The following is a 15,649-nucleotide window of genomic DNA, read 5'->3' as shown; positions in this document are numbered from 1 at the left end:
TTCCTACGAAGGTGCTCAAGGCACAGGTGGGCAAGGCTGCTCCCGGCAGATCGGCCCGCACGGCCAGTCTACACCGAACGGCCGCCACGAACGCCAGAAGGGTACAGGGTGGGTTAGCGAAGCGTAACCCACCATCCTTCAGCGAATCCGGGACGAATTTGGCGGGTTACGCCTTTCGGACTGCGCTTCGTGCAGCCGCAAAGCTAACCCACCCTACGGCAGCATCACCGGCTCCCATCCGACCCCATCACCAGGTCCGGCAGCCAGGTCGAAATCCCCGGCACGAAGCACAGCAGCAGCACCGCGGCCATCATCAGCAGCACGAACGGCAGCGTGCCCCAGATCACCTCGCTCAAGGGGATATCGGGCGCGACGTTGCGGATGACGAAGATGTTCAATCCGACCGGTGGATGGATCAGCCCCATCTCCATCACGATGGTCATGACCACGCCGAACCAGATGATGTCGAAATTGGCGGCGCGAAGCGGCGGCAGGATAATCGGCGCCGTCATCAGGATGATCGAGACCGGCGGCAGGAAGAAGCCGAGCACGACGACCATGACGAGGATTGCGAACAGCAGCCCCCAGCGGGGCAGGTGCATCGCGACGACGGACTCGGCCGCCGACTGCGAGATGTGCAGATAACTCATCACGTAGGAATAGAGCAGCGACATGCCGATGATCATCATCAGCATGGTCGATTCCCGGACCGTCGATTTCATGATGGGCGCAAGGTCGCTCGGGCGCCACACGCTGTAGATCGCCGCGATCAGCGCCAGCGCCAGCAGGCCGCCGAGGCCGGCGGTTTCCGACGGCGTGGCGTAGCCGCCATAGAGCGCAATCATGACGCCGGTGAGCAGCAGCACGAAGGGGATCACGCGCGGCAGCACGCTGAAGCGTTCCGCCAGCGTGTATTCGTCGCGGGCCAGGATCGGCGCTTTGGGGCCGCCGTTCTTGTAGATCGCTGCGGCCGCGGCATATTCTTGGCGGAAGCGGATCACGGCATAGGCGCCGAAAAGCGAGACCAGCAACAGGCCGGGGCCAATGCCGGCCAGGAAGAGCCGTCCGAGTGATTTTTCGGCGGCCACCGCGAACAGGATCATGGTGATCGACGGCGGCAACAAAATGCCGAGCGTGCCGCCGGCGGCGATGATTCCGGCGGCAAAGCCGCCGGAATAGCCGCGCTTGCGCATCTCGGGGATGCCGGCCGAGCCGATCGCCGAGCACGTTGCAGGCGAGGAGCCGGCCATCGCCGCGAACAGCGCGCAGGCAAAGACATTGGCGACGCCGAGCCCGCCGGGCACGCGATGCAGCCAGGCGTGCAGCGCCAAGTAGAGATCCTGGCCGGCACGCGACTTTCCGATCGCGGCGCCCTTCAGGATGAAGAGCGGAATCGACAAGAGCGTGATCGAGGCCATTTCCTCATAGACGTTCTGCGTCACCGTATCGAGCGAGGCAGCGGGCATGTAGATGCCCATGAACACGACCGCGACGGCGCCGAGGGCAAACGCAATGGGCATGCCCGAAAACATCACGAGCAGCGTCGCAATCCCGTAGGCGAGGCCGATACCGAAGACGCTCATGGCCGCCGGCCTCCAGCGAAGGGCAGCGCGAGCTGCACGATGATTTGGACGCAGAGTAGGCTCATGCCGACTGCCATCAGCGAGTAGGGGATGGCGAGCGGCGGCGACCACATCGAGTTCGAGACTTGGCCGTCGACATAGGCCTCGTGCGCAAGCGTCCAGGATTTCCAGGTGAAGAACGCGCAAAACAGAAGCGTCACGGCATCGACGAGCCAGAGCCTGATCCTGTTCGCCATCGGCGACAGCAGGCCGACGAAGGCCTCGATGCCGATATGACCGCGATTTTGCTGAACATAGGCAGCCGTCATGAAGGTCGCGCCGACCAGCAGGAACACGGCGGCCTCGTCCTGCCAATAATTGGCGGCCTTGAACAGCGCACGGCTGAGCACGCTGTAGCTCAGGATCGCACAGGCCGCGACCAGCGCGATCGCCGCAAATACGACGATGATGTTGTTGAGGACGGCGAGACCGCGATCGAGCGCAGCCGCGGGGCTGTTGCCCGCGGCCGCGCTGGTCCGGTCGTCACGATCCAGCGGACCGTGGATCATGCCGCGACGTCGGTTGCGAGCTTGAGCAGGTTGGCCGCAGTCGCGGTCTTGGCGCTGTAGTCCTTCCACGCGGTGTCGCGGGCGATGTCGCGCCACTTGCCGACGGTGGCGGCATCGAGCACCGAGACCTTGGCGCCGGCCTTCTCATAGACCTTGGCGACCTCGACGTCGTCGTCCTGCGCGCCCTTGCGGCCGAAGGCTTCGAGCTCGGTGCCGACCGCGAGCAGGACGTCCTGCTGATTCTTGGGCAGCTTGTCGAAGATCGCCTTCGACATCATCAGCGGCTCGAGCATGAACCAGTAGGAGGCGCCTGCGCCCGAGGTTAGCGATTTTGCGACCTCTTCCAGCCGGAACGAGATCAGGCTGGTGGAGGAGGTGATGCCGGCATCGCATGCGCCGGTCTGCATCGCCGCGTAGATTTCGTTCGACGGCACCGACAGGACCGAGGCGCCGGCGGTCTGGAGCACCATGTCCATCTCGCGCGAGCCGCCGCGCACCTTCATCCCCTTGGCATCTTCCGGCGCCACGATCGGCTTGGAGCGGCTGGCAACGCCGCCGGCCTGCCACACCCAGGTGAGCAGGATGATGCCCTTGTCGGCGAGGAAATCGGTCAGCGCCTTGCCGACCGGCTCCTTCTTCCAGCGCAGGCCCTGGTCGTAGGTCGTGACCAGGCCGGGCATCAGGCCGATATTGGTCTCCGGCAATTCGCCGCCGGCGTAGGGCATCGGATAGAGGCTGATATCGAGCGCGCCCTTGCGCATCGCGGAGAACTGCGCGTTGGTCTTGATCAGCGATGAGTTCGGATAGATTTCCGCGGCGATGTCGCCATTGCTGCGCTTGGTCACTTCGGCGGCAAACATGCGGCACAGCCGGTCGCGGAAATCGCCCTTGTCGATGGTGCCGCCGGGGAATTGATGCGAGATCTTCAGCGTGGTCGCGGCATGCGCGGTGCCGGTGCCGAAGCGGAGAATGGCGGGTGCCGCGACGGCGGTCGCGAGCAAATGGCGGCGCGTGAACATGGTTTTATCCCCTTGGACGATTCTTGTTTGGCGTGATTTGGGTCTTTGGGACCGACGCTTGGGCCCATTCTAGCCGGTCTTTCACCCGATATTCTCTCATCTGATAGTTCGAGACCGAATGCCGCGGCAAGGGTTGGTCTTGCTGCACCGCACACTTGCGGTCGGCCTTCGTCCGCGCAACGGCCCGGCTCGCGCGGCCGTGATCGCGGTCAACGCATGGAGGGCAACGATGGGCGGCAGCGGTTCGGGGAAATTTGTCGGGGGCGGCGTAACAAGGTCGGCCATCGATCCGTCGAGACTGGATAGCGGCATCCGTCGCTGACAAACATCATCTCGAAGGGAAGACTAGTCATGACCATTCGCACCCGCATCGCGCTCGGCGTCTCGGCTGCCGCTCTCTCGCTTGGCCTCGCGCTCTCGCCGGCCGCCTTCGCTCAGGACAAGATGGGCAAGGATGACGGCATGATGAAGAAGGATACGATGCACAAGGACGGCATGATGAAGAAGGACACCATGTCCAAGGACGACGGCATGAAGAAGGACACGATGTCGAAGGACGGGATGAAGAAAGATGACGGGATGATGAAGAAGAACTGATCTCGCGCCGTCATGCCGGGGCTCGCCTCGTTGAGGCGAGCCCAGCGTTCCAAATTCGAATCCAGGGCCTGTCGTCGGGCCGTGCTTATGCGCGGACCCGGTAACACCGTTCCGTAGCGAGGTGTGAACTGAGGCGCGCCTCAGTTCAATTTCAATTGAGCGTTACTTCCGCTTGGCTTTGCGGGCGGCATAGCGGGCGTCGCGCCTGGCCTTTTGCTCGGCTTCGGCCTCGGCCGCCTTGGCGGCCGCTTCTTCGGCTTCGCGGGCGATCCGCGCAGCCTCGAGCGCCGCAGCCTCTTCCTCGCGACGCCGCTGCTCAGCCTTCTCGGCCTCGCGGGCAGCCTTCGCTTCGGCGCGCTTCGCCGCGGCGATCTCACGCTCGGCGCGCCGCGCCGCGACGGCGGGATCGTCAGGCCCCGGTTGGGACTTGAACTTGTTCAAAAGATTTTTACGTGCGTCCTGCGCCGCTTTTTGCCGGTCCGCAAAGCCGGGTTCTCTGAATCCACTCATCGCACGAGCCTTGTCATCCTCGCTTTCAGCCTTACATCATTCGCGTGGGTACGCAGGCCGCATCAAACGCGTGCCCCGTGACGCCAGCGTGTACATCCATGCGCGTCGCAAAGCCACCCATAATCGCAGCCGATCAGGTAGACGAAAAATCGCTGGACCAGCCGATCGTTCGTAGCCAGGAAAAACTGCCGAATTGTGATGTCCCTCATAAGGGAACGACGAAGGCGGCGCCTAGCGTCCGCCCCGATATAAGACGGAGCCCGGGCATGACTTTCTTCCGGCTGAGCCTGAAAGCTCTCGTAATCACGTTCACGGTGGCGGCGCTGGCCGGTGCCGGGCTGCTGTTCGCTCGTCCTCAGCCGATCGAGAGTGCGGTTCTGGGCGCGGGCTGGGAGTGCAGCCAGACGGCGTTCGTGCTGACGACCTGCGCGCCTCGCGTGCAGCAGGCGACCCCGACAACCGAGACCTCGCGCAAGGACCTGGTCAGGCCGACCCGAGGCTGAACTAGGAGGCTGAATTGGAGCGGCCGATCGGGATGTGACGCGACGTCGCAGAGGTGATAAAGCCGGTCTCGTCCGCGCCACCAGGTAGCCATGCCCAAGCCCGCCCCCGGCGAGATGCCCAGATCCCGACCCAAGCCTCAAGCAAAGCCCCAATCCAGCGACAACCGCCGCGGCGCGATCGCCGGACTGATCATCGTCATCGTCATCCTGGGGGTCGGCTGGTGGCTAACTCGCGACCTCACCGCCGCCAGCAAGATGCAGGACTGCCTGATGTCGGGGCGCCGCAACTGCAACGTGATCGAGCCCGCCCGCTAGAGACGGTCCAGTCGGTCGCCGGACGAAAAATTGCTGTGATCTTAAACATTTGTAACGGGACTTAGCCGACCACGCAGGTCAGTCATGTCAGCCGGCATCACCCGGGCGCGAGCCGAATCGGCTATCGCGCGGGCACCACGGCATCGAGAGAGTAGGGGTCAAGCACGCATGAGTGCGTTCAGCCGCATGAAGATCATCATTCCCTTGGTTTCGGCCATGTCATTGCTTGCGCTGTCCGCGCAAGCGCAAGAGGTCCGGCCGCCGAGGGACTCCGGCCAGCCGCCGGGGCCGGGTTCAGGCGCGCCGCAGCACAATCCGCAGAACATGCGCAGCGGACCCCCGCAGCAGGCGGCCCGGCCAGCGCCACAGCCTGGCGGGCCGGCTCATGCCGGTCCGGGTCCCGGCGCTGGTCCTCACGGCGGCGGCGGCCCGCCTCCCGGTCGCTATATGACACGCGGTCCCGCGCCGGCGCGCGACTGGGGCGGACACAGCTATCGCGGCAACCTCGCCTGGGATGGCGGGCGTTGGCACCATGGGGTCTACAACGGCCGCTCCGGCTGGTGGTGGGACGTTGGCGGCGTCCGGTACTATTATCCGCAGCGGATCGAGGGCCCGCCCGCCTACATCTCCGAAGATCATATCGACGACGCGCCGGTGGCCTATGCGCCAGCGCCGCCTCCGGTCGCCTATGCGCCGCCTCCGCCGCCCCCGCCGGCCGATCCCGGCGCGAGCGCCCTTGGCGGCGCCATCGTCGGAGGCGTGCTGGGTGGCCTGATTTCGGGCAATGCGACCGGCGCAGCCGCGGGCGCGGTTCTCGGCGGCGCGACCGGCGCGATCGCAGGCGCCACGGCCGCTTCGCAGCCGGGCTACTATCTGGCTCAGGGCAATTGCTACTACCGCTATCCGAACGGCCAGTATGTGCAGGCCGATCCCCGTGCCTGCTACTGAGCCTATAGGCGATATCTGAGTGAATGAGGCGGGCCGGTGCCCGCCTCATGTGTTTTGGCGGAGGGACAAGCGGCTCCGATGCAAATCATCGACCCGATGCACTCATGGTCCGGTTTGTGCGACGCCCTTTGCGGCAACGCACAACAACTGCCTCAAATTAGCGCTGGCACTTCTTGCCGCTTCACGCGACTTTTAAAAGAAAAAACTTTCGGGAAACGATTCGCGGGGATGGGACATGCTGGATGCAATCCAGATCAGCGTGGCGCTTTGGGCCATGATCGTTTGCGGCGGGATCAAGGTGGTGCAGGTGTTGCCCTGCCTGTTCTAGCGCACGAGCCGCAGCAACGCGCGCGGCTTTGAGCAGGGGCGGGGTGACCTGCCTTAAGACGCAAGCCAATTCAGTAGGGCCATTGCGCCCCAGATCAGGGCGCCGATCCAGGCCAGCATGACGATGGCGATGGTCCCGAGAAAGGTCATGCCGAGCAGGTCGGGCCTTTGTCGTTGCGTGGCGATCTCAGCCGTTGCTGCTTCTTCTGTCATGACGGAAAGACCACCCATATCGTGTCAGGCTTTGCCGTGCTCCGCGGATTGTCATGACGTTTAGCTGAGGCACGGCGCTTGGACTGTGACGCAGTTCACAGCTCCGTTGAATTGAAGCTTGGCCCGCCGCTTCGTGCGGCGCAGCCCGCGCCGGCTCGCCGGCGACAAGACCGGAATCATACGGACAAAACTGCCACGCCCTTGTCCAGATCGGCCGGCTAGAGTCCGCCGCATGTGTAACAAGTACGATCCACAGCGCGAGGCCGAGGCGGCAATGAAACGGGCGGCGGCGTCCGAGGGCGACGACCGGCAAAAGCTCATCCAGCTGGCTGTTGCCTGGCATCTGCTCGCGCGCGATCCGCGCGACGACCGGACGGACTGATCCCGACTGGCCGGCGGCGGCCGCATCTGTGATACCTGGTAAGCTGGCGCTCTTCGGACCGCCGCATGAGAAAACCCCGTGCTCGGGGGCAAGCACGGGGTTCTTCAAAGCCGACCGGGGCTGGCAAGTCGGCAGCACGCATTCCCGTGTTCAACGCGCCGGTCGCGCGTTCGTTCCCCCAACGCTTCAATCGGAAATCGTCTAACCTTTCGTGACCTCCAAATTGCCACGCAAGGCACGCGCATTACGGCGGCTTCTTCTTTTTCTTCTTGAGGATTTTTGCCTGGGCCCGGAACGCGGAGGCCAGCGCCTTCATCTGGCCTGCGACGAACTCGTCGGCGGCTTGCCGGGCAGCCTTCTCGGCCACACGCGCCTGCTGCTTGAGCGACTTTGCCGGCTTCATGAGCCCTCGCATCGGTCTCGCTATTTGCTCCTGGGATCCTGCCTGGTTGTAGCCTTCTTGTCCTTGGTCTCGGATTGGTTGGCGCGATCCACGTTCATGCCGGTGGTGTCCATCGCGCCCTTGGGCGTGGCCCCGTTGGTGTTCTCAGGTCTCTCCATGCCTGTCTGCGGGGCAGGACCCGTGTTTTGGGCGAAAGCGGAGCTGCACATGACGGCGAATGCGGCGAGTGCGATGATCTGTTTCATGGCGATCTCCCTTGCCCAGACTACCAGTGCGCCGGGGAGTTGTTCCGCCGCGCATGAATTTTGACCAGATCGGCGCATCTGCCCTGGCCGGGCTCGCAACCAGGAACTTCCGGTCCTTGCCGACGTTGGGCGGCTATGACCGATCCCGAGTTGCGCGCGCAATCGTTCGAGATTGCCTGGAAATATCTCGACCAGTCCGGCCTGCTCACGGGCGAGCGCAGGGATTCTGCCCGGTTCATCCTGAACCGGATCGACCGCATGATGCTGAGCGGCGAGCGGCGCAGGCTGCTGCTGTCGAACGCTGCGATCGATGCCTACCGGTTTCGGCCCATGCTCGTGACCCTCGACGCATGATTGGTCTGCGCCATCGCAACCAAGTCTTAGGACATGCGCGGAGCTCTTTTTCGCGACCACGATTCGTGCTTCGGGAACGAAGCGGAGTCGGATCGTGAACAAGCAAAAAGCCCCCGAAGGGGCTTTGATGTCACGCAGCTTCCGTCTTCGGGACGGCGTCCGCGTTCAGCGAGAGTTTGACGACATCGCCTTCGACCGCACCGACATACTTCCTGTCGATGTAGTGATGATGGTCCTTGTGTCCTTCCGGGCTGTCCTTCCTGGTCAGCTTGATGCGCTGTCCCTCGACGCGATCGACGGTGCCGACGTGAACGCCGTCCTTGCCGATGATCTTCATGTGCTCTCTGATTTCGCTCATGTGTCCTCCTTGTGCTGTCACAACTTCGCGGACCGATCTTGGTTGCAGGGCAGGCCGGAGCCGGCTTTTGGAGCCAATTCACGCGCCAAACGTTGAACTTCAGGCGCAGTGACCAAGATCCGCATGGAGACCATTCAGGCCTATCTGGAACGAAAGCACAGGGAAATCGGGCTGCTGAATGATTGCCTGAGAAGCCCGTTGCATCTGCCGCGTCCGCGATCCGTCGACGAGGTCGTGAAATCCAAATTCCGGATCGCCGCGGCGCTGCGTGCGGAGCATGCGCTGCAGGATTGGAACGCGACCGAGACGGCCTGGTCGCATACGGCGTATCCCGCCAGCGGTCCGTTCGCGTTCAGCTACGACTACCAGCGCGCGGATCTAAAGGTGAGCGGCCCGTCGTTTTATCAACACGAAGCCGGCAGCACGAGCGAGACGATCTATACCGCCTCTGGCATGGCCGCGATCTCGGCGCTGCTGCTCGCCTCAGCAGAAATCATCGACAAGGCCGAGATTCTGGTGCTGCCGGGCACCTACGGCGAGACGCTGGAACTGATCGAGCGCTTTGTCGCTCATTTGCGGCTTGTCGCACTCAAGCTGGGCGACGCGTTGGCTCCGGCCGGGCTACCTCGAATTCTCCTGCTGGATTCCTGCGCCTCCGCGGGAGCGTTCGAAGCGGTCCTGCGCTGCGACGGCTCGGCGCTCGATCTGTTGATCTTCGACACGACATGTTTCGCCGGCAGATCGGGCCGCATCCGGCGTGTGCTGAGATGGGCCGGGCGGTGGAGAATTCCCGTCGTGATGGTGCGCAGTCACAACAAGCTGGATTCGCTCGGAGTGGAATACGGCCGGCTCGGCTCTGCGGTCTTCGTGCGCTGGAGAGGCAAGGACCTCAACGCAAGCCGTTTGATGTCCGAATGCCTGGCGGCGGAAACCCGCAACGCCGTGCGGCTTCTCGGCGGCGCGGCCCTGCCGGCGCACTTTCCTCCATTCATGGGCACGGCGGCCTATTGGGCGCTCACGAAGAAACGCGTCGCAGCGATCTTGCGCAACGGCCGGCACACCGCGCGTTATTTCGCCTCCGAACTCGCCTCGCGTTCGGCCGAGCTGCATTTCACCCACGGCCTCTACGTCACGCTCCGCGGCAAGCGTCCCCTCATTGAGGCGACCGCGCGGCAAGCCGCCGAAGACATGAGCTGCGATCTGAATAGCGCGGGCTTCCCAATCCGCCACGCCGGCAGTTTTGGTTTCGACTTCGCCGCGACGGAGTGGTTTCACGACGCGATGACGGATCGGTACAGCGTCCGGGTGGCGGTGCCTGATTTGCCGAGCGAAATGTGGGAGGATCTCACCGCGGCGATTGCAGGCTGGTGGGCGAGGCGTCAAGCGAGCCGTGTCAACGCATGAGCCCGTAGGATGGGTAGAGCCCTTGCGAAACCCATCGCGCGTATCGCGTCGGCCGAGTGGCCACGATCATTGTCATGCGTGCTTGTCCACCAGACCGGGAAGCATGTTCGCTCGAATGTCAGCACCGAGAGGTGAAAAGCTTGATGGGTTTCGCGAGAGCTCTACCCATCCTACGAGCTGGCCCTGATGTGGGCGGGGCGCGAGACGCTTTTTTACAATGATGTCAGGCCCCGAACCGGGCGAGATTGGCGATCCCAGCAGGACTCGAACCTGCAACCCGCGGAGTAGAAATCCGCTACTCTATCCAGTTGAGCTATGGGACCGTCTGGTGCCGGCCTCTGGCGAGGCTTCTCTCGTGAGGCCTGGGGGGCTTCTACCATGGCACATATGAAAAATCCGCACCTCCGCCAAGCCTGAACCGAACCGTTTTCACCGCCAAAGCGACAAAGCGGAGCGGCGGAGTGCGGTTGGCCGGCTTCTCGCGACGCGGCGGCAAGCTGCGTTGTGCCCGATAGCCGGGTCCGGACGTGCTTTGCCCGTACATCTTTTCCGCTGCCGGCGCTTAACCGGCGGTCCTTGGGCAGCTCTGGGCTTGCCTTGCCATGGCGAATGCGACGAATTGCACCTTTGGTTCCATCGCCTTGAGTCCGTCACCTTTCCGCGCACTTCATGCCACCGCGGCCCTCGTCCGCGATCCCGGGAGTCCATCATGATCGGTCTGATCCGCGCCCTCACATTCTGCGCCGCGCTGGCGTTCGGCCTTGCGGCTGCGCAAGGCGCGGACAAGGCCTTCAAGCGCGATGATCTCGCCGATTCCGCGATCAAGCTGGAGGCACAGATCAAGAGCGAGGCGGGGCCGGTCGCCAAGACCAACGCGACGCTGCGCAACGACGCCGATGCCGCCTTCCGGCGCAACGATGTCCGCAGCGGCCTGTCGGTCCTCGGCCAGATCGCCGCAACCGCGCCCGAGGATGCCGGCAACTGGCTGCGGCTGGCCAAGGTCATCTTCCAGATCACGCCGAAGAGTTCGAGCGAGCAGACCTTCCTGCTGGAGCGTGCCTCGATCGCCTCTTACATCGCTTATCAGCGCGCCGGTAACCCGGGCGAGGAGGCCGATGCGCTCGCGGTGCTCGGAAAATCGCTGGCCGAACGCAAGCTGTGGCGGCCGGCGCTGGATGCGTTGCGGCTGTCGCTCGACATGCGCGAGATCGCCGACGTCCGCGGCCAATATGAGAAGCTGCGCGACGAGTACGGCTTCCGGCTGCTCGACTATACCGTGGATTCGGACTCGGCCAGTCCGCGCGCCTGCTTCCAGTTCTCGGAAGAGCTCGCCAAGCGCACCGACTTCGCGCCGTTCCTGGCGCTGGCGGGTCAGGACAAGCCGGCGCTGTCGGCCGAAGGCAAGCAGCTCTGCGTCGACGGGCTGAAGCACGGCGAGCGCTACAACGTCAATCTGCGCGCCGGCCTGCCGTCGACTGTGAAGGAGGGACTGCCGAAATCGGCCGAGTTCAACATCTATGTGCGCGACCGCAAGCCGTTCGTGCGCTTCACCAGCCGCGCCTATGTGCTGCCCAGGACCGGCCAGCGCGGCATTCCCGTGGTCAGCGTCAACACGCCCGCGGTCAACATCAACGTGTTCCGGATCGGCGATCGCAACCTCATCAACACGGTGGTCGACAGCGACTTCCAGAAGACGCTGTCCAGGTACCAGCTCGCGGACCTCGGCGGCGAGCGCGGGGTCAAGGTTTGGTCCGGCGAGCTTGCGACCGCGACGACGCTGAATCAGGACGTCACCACCGCATTCCCGGTCGACCAGGCGCTGGGCGAGCTCCAGCCGGGCGTCTATGTGATGACCGCCGCCGCCAAGGGGCCGGGCTCAGACGACGACTACCAGCTCGCGACCCAATGGTTCATCGTCTCCGACCTCGGGGTGTCGGCCTATTCCGGCAATGACGGCATCCATGTCTTCGTCAACTCGCTGGCGTCGACCGATCCGGTCGGGAAGGCCGAGGTGCGGCTGGTCGCCCGCAACAACGAGATTTTGGCCACCCGCAAGACAGACGACAGCGGCCATGTGCTGTTCGAGGCGGGGCTGGCGCGCGGCGAGGGTGGTCTGTCGCCGGCAATGCTGACCGTCACGGGCGAGAAGGCCGACTACGCCTTCCTCAGCCTGAAGACCTCTGCCTTCGACCTGTCCGATCGCGGCGTCGCAGGCCGCGCGGTGCCATCAGGTGCCGACGCCTTCGTTTATGCCGAGCGCGGCGTCTACCGCTCCAGCGAGACGGTCTATCTCACCGCGCTATTGCGCGACGGGCAGGGCAACGCCGTCACCGGCGGGCCGCTGACGCTGGTGATCGAACGTCCCGATGGCGTCGAATTCCGCCGCGCCGTGCTGGCCGACCAGGGCGCCGGCGGCCGCACGCTGTCCGTGCCGCTCAACTCAGCGGTCCCGACCGGGACCTGGCGGGTGCGCGCCTTCACCGATCCGAAGAGCTCTTCGGTCGGCGAGACCACCTTCATGGTCGAGGACTACGTCCCGGACCGGATCGAATTCGACTTGTCCGCCAAGGACAAGCTGATCAAAGCTAACGCTCCTGTTGAGCTCAAGGCCGACGGTCATTTCCTCTATGGCGCGCCGGCCTCCGGCCTCCAGCTCGAAGGCGACATGCTGGTCGCGCCCGCCACCGAGCGGCCGGGCTTTGCCGGCTACCAGTTCGGCGTCGCCGACGAGGAGACCACCTCGAACGAGCGCACGCCGCTGGAGAACCTACCCGAGGCGGACGCCAACGGCGTCGCCACTTTCCCGGTGACGCTGGACAAGCAGTCGGCCTCGACGCGTCCGCAGGAGGCACAGATCTTCATCCGCATGGTGGAGACCGGCGGCCGCGCCGTCGAGCGCAAGCTGGTGCTGCCGGTCGCGCCCGCCAACGCCATGATCGGCATCAAGCCGTTATTCGGCGACAAGAACGTTGCAGAAGGCGACAAGGCGGAGTTCGACGTCCTGTTCGTCTCGCCTGAGGGCAAGACGCTGCCCCGCGACGGCCTGCGCTACGAGCTCCTGAAGATGGAGTCGCGCTATCAGTGGTATCGCCAGAACAATTACTGGGAGTACGAGCCGGTCAAGTCGACCTCGCGCGTTGCCGACGGTGACGTCACGGTCGCCGCCGACAAGCCGGCGCGCATCTCGCTGGCGCCGCGACCCGGCCGCTACCGGCTCGACGTCAAGTCGAACGATGCGGACGGCCCGGTGACTTCGGTGCAGTTCGACGTCGGCTGGTATTCCGACGGCAGCGCCGACACGCCGGATCTCCTGGAGACCTCGATCGACAGGCCGCAATACGCCTCCGGCGACACCATGACGGTGTCGGTCAATGTCCGTAGCCCCGGCAAGCTCACCATCAACGTGCTCGGCGATCGTCTGCTGACGACGCAGACCATCGACGTCAAGGAAGGCACCGCGCAGGTCAAGATCCCCGTCGGCAAGGACTGGGGCACCGGCGCCTATGTAGTGGCAACACTGCGCCGGCCGCTCGATGCCGCCGCCCAGCGCATGCCGGGCCGCGCCATCGGCCTCAAATGGTTCGGTATCGACAAGCAGACCCGCACGCTGGCCGTGAAGCTGACGCCGCCGGCACTGATCCGGCCGAACGCGATGCTGAAGATCCCGGTCAAGGTCGACGGGCTCAATCCGGGCGAAGACGCCAAGATCGTCATCGCCGCAGTCGATGTCGGCATTCTCAATCTCACCAACTACAAGCCGCCGGCGCCGGATGATTACTATGTCGGCCAGCGCCGGCTGAGCGCCGAGATCCGCGATCTCTATGGGCAACTCATCGACGGCATGTCCGGCACGCGCGGCCAGATCAAATCCGGCGGCGATGCGGGTGCTGGCGAATTGCAGGGCTCGCCGCCCGCGCAAAAGCCGCTCGCGCTCTATTCGGGCATCGTCACGGTCGGCGCTGACGGCGCCGCAGAGGTGAGCTTCGATATTCCGGAGTTTGCCGGCACCGCGCGCGTGATGGCGGTGGCGTGGACCGCGACCAAGCTCGGCCGCGCCAACACCGATGTCGTGATCCGCGATCCCGTGGTGCTGACCACGACCTTGCCGCGCTTCCTGCTCAACGGCGACCGCGGCACGGTCAATCTCGAGATCGACAATGTCGAGGGCCAGGCCGGCGACTACGTCATCAACGTGAGCACGGGCGGCCCGGTGAAGATGACTGGCAATCCCGCGACCACCGTCAAGCTCGCCGCCAAGCAGCGCAACTCGTTCTCGCTCGCAATCGATGCGACCGCGGCGGGGCAGGCGACGCTCGATGTCGACATCAAAGGACCGAACGGCCTTACGCTCGCCCGCCACTATGCGTTCGACGTCAAGGCGGCGACGCAGGTGCTGGCCCGGCGCTCGATCCGGACGCTGGCGAAGGGCGAGAGCCTGACGCTGACCTCGGACATGTTCTCTGACCTCGTGCCGGGAACCGGCAGCGTCTCGGTCTCGGCGAGTCTGTCGACCGCGCTCGATGCCGCGACGATCCTGAAAGCGCTCGACCGCTATCCCTATGGCTGCTCGGAACAGATCACCAGCCGCGCCATGCCGCTGCTCTATGTCAACGAGCTTGCGGCCGGCGCGCATCTGGCGATGGACACCGAGGTCGATAGCCGCATCCGCGATGCGATCGAGCGGCTTCTGGCGCGCCAGGGCTCGAACGGCTCGTTCGGCCTGTGGTCGGCCGGCGGCGATGATGCCTGGCTGGATGCCTACGTCACGGACTTCCTGACCCGCGCCCGTGAAAAGGGCTTTGTGGTGCCGGACGTGCTGTTCAAGAACGCGCTCGACCGCATCCGCAACTCGGTCGTTAACGGCAACGAGCCGGAAAAGGACGGCGGCCGCGATCTCGCCTACGGCCTCTACGTGCTCGCCCGCAATGGCGCAGCGCCGATCGGCGACCTCCGCTATCTCGCGGACACCAAGCTGAGCAACTTGGCAACACCGATCGCGAAATCGCAGCTCGCGGCGGCGCTCGCACTGGTCGGCGACCGCAACCGCGCCGAACGCGTCTATGGCGCAGCCCTCGACTCGCTCGCGCCAAAACCGGTGTTGGAGTTCGGCCGCACCGATTACGGCTCGCAGCTCCGCGACGCCGCAGCACTGGTTTCGCTCGCCAGCGAAGGCAACGCGCCGAGGGCGACACTGACGCAGGCCGTGTCGCGGGTGGAAACCGCGCGCGGGCTGACGCCCTACACCTCCACGCAGGAGAATGCGTGGCTGGTGCTGGCCGCACGCGCGCTCGCGAAGGAGAACCTGTCCATGGAGATCGATGGGCAGCCGGTCAAGACTGCACTGTACCGCAGCTACAAGGCCGCGACGCTGGACGGCAAGCCGCTGAAGATCACCAACACCGGTGACGCGCCGGTGCAGGCGGTGGTCTCGGTCTCGGGCTCGCCGGTGACGCCGGAGCCGGCGGCTTCGAATGGCTTCAAGATCGAGCGCAGCTACTTCACGCTCGGCGGCAAGCCAGCCGACATCAGCAAGGTCAAGCAGAATGATCGTTTTGCGGTGGTGCTGAAGATCACCGAGGCCAAGCCGGAGTACGGGCACATCATGGTGTCCGATTATCTGCCGGCCGGCCTCGAGATCGACAATCCAAAGCTGGTCTCGTCCGGGGACAGCGGCACGCTGGACTGGATCGAGGATGGCGAGGAGCCGGAGGATACCGAGTTCCGTGACGACCGCTTCACCGCGGCGGTCGATCGTGCCTCGGACTCCAAATCGGTGTTCACCGTCGCCTATGTCGTGCGTGCGGTCTCGCCCGGCAAATATGTGCTGCCGCAGGCCTATGTCGAGGACATGTACAACCCTTCGCGCTACGGGCGCACTGGGACGGGCACCGTCGAGGTGCGGGCGACGAAGTGAGCTGGGCGCAAATTTGAGCTGAGTGG

15 protein-coding genes and 1 tRNA gene are annotated in these 15,649 nt (G+C 64.7%); 7 read left to right on the top strand and 9 right to left on the bottom strand.

Annotated features, from left to right (window positions below; translation table 11 throughout):
* Positions 1–224: 224 nt before the first annotated feature.
* From GWG65_RS26890 to dctP, 3 genes are read right to left on the bottom strand one after another with little or no spacing between them, the layout of a single operon-like run.
* Complete coding sequence (locus tag GWG65_RS26890) at positions 225–1,583, bottom strand: TRAP transporter large permease (RefSeq protein WP_275198575.1); 1,359 nt, start codon at positions 1,581–1,583, stop codon at positions 225–227.
* Entirely contained in the window at positions 1,580–2,131 is a 552-nt protein-coding gene (locus tag GWG65_RS26885; protein WP_275198574.1) for a TRAP transporter small permease, read from the bottom strand. Before GWG65_RS26885 ends, GWG65_RS26890 begins: the two co-directional genes overlap by 4 nt.
* Positions 2,128–3,150 carry a TRAP transporter substrate-binding protein DctP gene (gene dctP / locus GWG65_RS26880; RefSeq protein ID WP_275198573.1) on the bottom strand — a complete coding sequence of 341 codons (1,023 nt, stop codon included), beginning with the start codon at positions 3,148–3,150 and terminating at the stop codon, positions 2,128–2,130. Before dctP ends, GWG65_RS26885 begins: the two co-directional genes overlap by 4 nt.
* A gap of 351 nt (positions 3,151–3,501) precedes the next feature.
* Here dctP and GWG65_RS26875 point away from each other — a divergent pair, with 351 nt between their 5' ends.
* The gene (locus tag GWG65_RS26875; protein WP_275198572.1) at positions 3,502–3,747 is read left to right on the top strand and encodes a pentapeptide MXKDX repeat protein; all 246 of its coding nucleotides are present in this window, start codon (positions 3,502–3,504) and stop codon (positions 3,745–3,747) included.
* A gap of 162 nt (positions 3,748–3,909) precedes the next feature.
* On the opposite strand, the gene GWG65_RS26870 is transcribed toward GWG65_RS26875, so the two are convergent.
* Positions 3,910–4,257 (bottom strand): DUF6481 family protein, encoded by a 348-nt coding sequence (locus GWG65_RS26870; RefSeq protein ID WP_148738412.1) that lies wholly within the window; start codon positions 4,255–4,257, stop codon positions 3,910–3,912.
* A gap of 266 nt (positions 4,258–4,523) precedes the next feature.
* Between GWG65_RS26870 and GWG65_RS26865 the strand changes: the two genes are divergently transcribed.
* The 3 genes from GWG65_RS26865 to GWG65_RS26855 all read left to right on the top strand — a co-directional run bounded on the left by GWG65_RS26865 (position 4,524) and on the right by GWG65_RS26855 (position 6,023).
* Positions 4,524–4,760, top strand: coding sequence for a hypothetical protein (locus tag GWG65_RS26865; RefSeq protein WP_275198571.1), 237 nt, complete (start codon positions 4,524–4,526; stop codon positions 4,758–4,760).
* 90 nt (positions 4,761–4,850) lie between these two features.
* A complete protein-coding gene (locus tag GWG65_RS26860) occupies positions 4,851–5,075 on the top strand; it encodes a hypothetical protein (RefSeq protein ID WP_275198570.1) in 225 nt (74 codons plus the stop codon).
* 168 nt (positions 5,076–5,243) lie between these two features.
* Positions 5,244–6,023 carry a hypothetical protein gene (locus GWG65_RS26855; protein ID WP_275198569.1) on the top strand — a complete coding sequence of 260 codons (780 nt, stop codon included), beginning with the start codon at positions 5,244–5,246 and terminating at the stop codon, positions 6,021–6,023.
* A gap of 381 nt (positions 6,024–6,404) precedes the next feature.
* Here the strand turns inward: GWG65_RS26855 and GWG65_RS26850 are convergent, their stop codons facing one another.
* The 3 genes from GWG65_RS26850 to GWG65_RS26840 all read right to left on the bottom strand — a co-directional run bounded on the left by GWG65_RS26850 (position 6,405) and on the right by GWG65_RS26840 (position 7,593).
* On the bottom strand, positions 6,405–6,563 hold the full coding sequence (locus GWG65_RS26850; protein ID WP_275198568.1) for a hypothetical protein: 159 nt from the start codon (positions 6,561–6,563) through the stop codon (positions 6,405–6,407).
* Between the two features lie 626 nt (positions 6,564–7,189).
* Positions 7,190–7,348: a hypothetical protein gene (locus GWG65_RS26845; RefSeq protein WP_275198567.1), complete on the bottom strand. Its 159-nt coding sequence runs from the start codon at positions 7,346–7,348 to the stop codon at positions 7,190–7,192.
* A gap of 20 nt (positions 7,349–7,368) precedes the next feature.
* Positions 7,369–7,593, bottom strand: coding sequence for a hypothetical protein (locus tag GWG65_RS26840; RefSeq protein WP_275198566.1), 225 nt, complete (start codon positions 7,591–7,593; stop codon positions 7,369–7,371).
* Positions 7,594–7,728: 135 nt separating this feature from the next.
* On the opposite strand from GWG65_RS26840, the gene GWG65_RS26835 reads away from it, so the two are divergent.
* Positions 7,729–7,947, top strand: coding sequence for a hypothetical protein (locus tag GWG65_RS26835; RefSeq protein ID WP_275198565.1), 219 nt, complete (start codon positions 7,729–7,731; stop codon positions 7,945–7,947).
* 130 nt (positions 7,948–8,077) lie between these two features.
* On the opposite strand, the gene GWG65_RS26830 is transcribed toward GWG65_RS26835, so the two are convergent.
* Positions 8,078–8,305: a DUF2171 domain-containing protein gene (locus GWG65_RS26830; RefSeq protein ID WP_275198564.1), complete on the bottom strand. Its 228-nt coding sequence runs from the start codon at positions 8,303–8,305 to the stop codon at positions 8,078–8,080.
* A 123-nt stretch (positions 8,306–8,428) separates the two neighbouring features.
* Here GWG65_RS26830 and GWG65_RS26825 point away from each other — a divergent pair, with 123 nt between their 5' ends.
* Positions 8,429–9,709 carry a hypothetical protein gene (locus tag GWG65_RS26825; RefSeq protein ID WP_275198582.1) on the top strand — a complete coding sequence of 427 codons (1,281 nt, stop codon included), beginning with the start codon at positions 8,429–8,431 and terminating at the stop codon, positions 9,707–9,709.
* A 246-nt stretch (positions 9,710–9,955) separates the two neighbouring features.
* Here GWG65_RS26825 and GWG65_RS26820 read toward each other — a convergent pair.
* Positions 9,956–10,032: transfer RNA gene (locus GWG65_RS26820), tRNA-Arg, on the bottom strand.
* Between the two features lie 386 nt (positions 10,033–10,418).
* Here GWG65_RS26820 and GWG65_RS26815 point away from each other — a divergent pair.
* Positions 10,419–15,623 (top strand): alpha-2-macroglobulin, encoded by a 5,205-nt coding sequence (locus tag GWG65_RS26815; protein ID WP_275198563.1) that lies wholly within the window; start codon positions 10,419–10,421, stop codon positions 15,621–15,623.
* Positions 15,624–15,649: the final 26 nt, after the last annotated feature.

The sequence above is a fragment of the Bradyrhizobium sp. CSA207 genome (genome assembly GCF_029051685.1).
Taxonomy (GTDB): domain Bacteria; phylum Pseudomonadota; class Alphaproteobacteria; order Rhizobiales; family Xanthobacteraceae; genus Bradyrhizobium.
This window is presented reverse-complemented; position numbering and strand designations above follow the sequence as displayed.

What these genes read in the sequence shown, in the direction of transcription:
- GWG65_RS26890 (WP_275198575.1), bottom strand. Translation starts at nt 1,583, where the DNA reads ATGAGCGTCTTCGGTATCGGCCTCGCCTACGGGATTGCGACGCTGCTC.
- GWG65_RS26885 (WP_275198574.1), bottom strand. Translation starts at nt 2,131, where the DNA reads ATGATCCACGGTCCGCTGGATCGTGACGACCGGACCAGCGCGGCCGCG.
- dctP (WP_275198573.1), bottom strand. Translation starts at nt 3,150, where the DNA reads ATGTTCACGCGCCGCCATTTGCTCGCGACCGCCGTCGCGGCACCCGCC.
- GWG65_RS26875 (WP_275198572.1), top strand. Translation starts at nt 3,502, where the DNA reads ATGACCATTCGCACCCGCATCGCGCTCGGCGTCTCGGCTGCCGCTCTC.
- GWG65_RS26870 (WP_148738412.1), bottom strand. Translation starts at nt 4,257, where the DNA reads ATGAGTGGATTCAGAGAACCCGGCTTTGCGGACCGGCAAAAAGCGGCG.
- GWG65_RS26865 (WP_275198571.1), top strand. Translation starts at nt 4,524, where the DNA reads ATGACTTTCTTCCGGCTGAGCCTGAAAGCTCTCGTAATCACGTTCACG.
- GWG65_RS26860 (WP_275198570.1), top strand. Translation starts at nt 4,851, where the DNA reads ATGCCCAAGCCCGCCCCCGGCGAGATGCCCAGATCCCGACCCAAGCCT.
- GWG65_RS26855 (WP_275198569.1), top strand. Translation starts at nt 5,244, where the DNA reads ATGAGTGCGTTCAGCCGCATGAAGATCATCATTCCCTTGGTTTCGGCC.
- GWG65_RS26850 (WP_275198568.1), bottom strand. Translation starts at nt 6,563, where the DNA reads ATGACAGAAGAAGCAGCAACGGCTGAGATCGCCACGCAACGACAAAGG.
- GWG65_RS26845 (WP_275198567.1), bottom strand. Translation starts at nt 7,348, where the DNA reads ATGAAGCCGGCAAAGTCGCTCAAGCAGCAGGCGCGTGTGGCCGAGAAG.
- GWG65_RS26840 (WP_275198566.1), bottom strand. Translation starts at nt 7,593, where the DNA reads ATGAAACAGATCATCGCACTCGCCGCATTCGCCGTCATGTGCAGCTCC.
- GWG65_RS26835 (WP_275198565.1), top strand. Translation starts at nt 7,729, where the DNA reads ATGACCGATCCCGAGTTGCGCGCGCAATCGTTCGAGATTGCCTGGAAA.
- GWG65_RS26830 (WP_275198564.1), bottom strand. Translation starts at nt 8,305, where the DNA reads ATGAGCGAAATCAGAGAGCACATGAAGATCATCGGCAAGGACGGCGTT.
- GWG65_RS26825 (WP_275198582.1), top strand. Translation starts at nt 8,429, where the DNA reads ATGGAGACCATTCAGGCCTATCTGGAACGAAAGCACAGGGAAATCGGG.
- GWG65_RS26815 (WP_275198563.1), top strand. Translation starts at nt 10,419, where the DNA reads ATGATCGGTCTGATCCGCGCCCTCACATTCTGCGCCGCGCTGGCGTTC.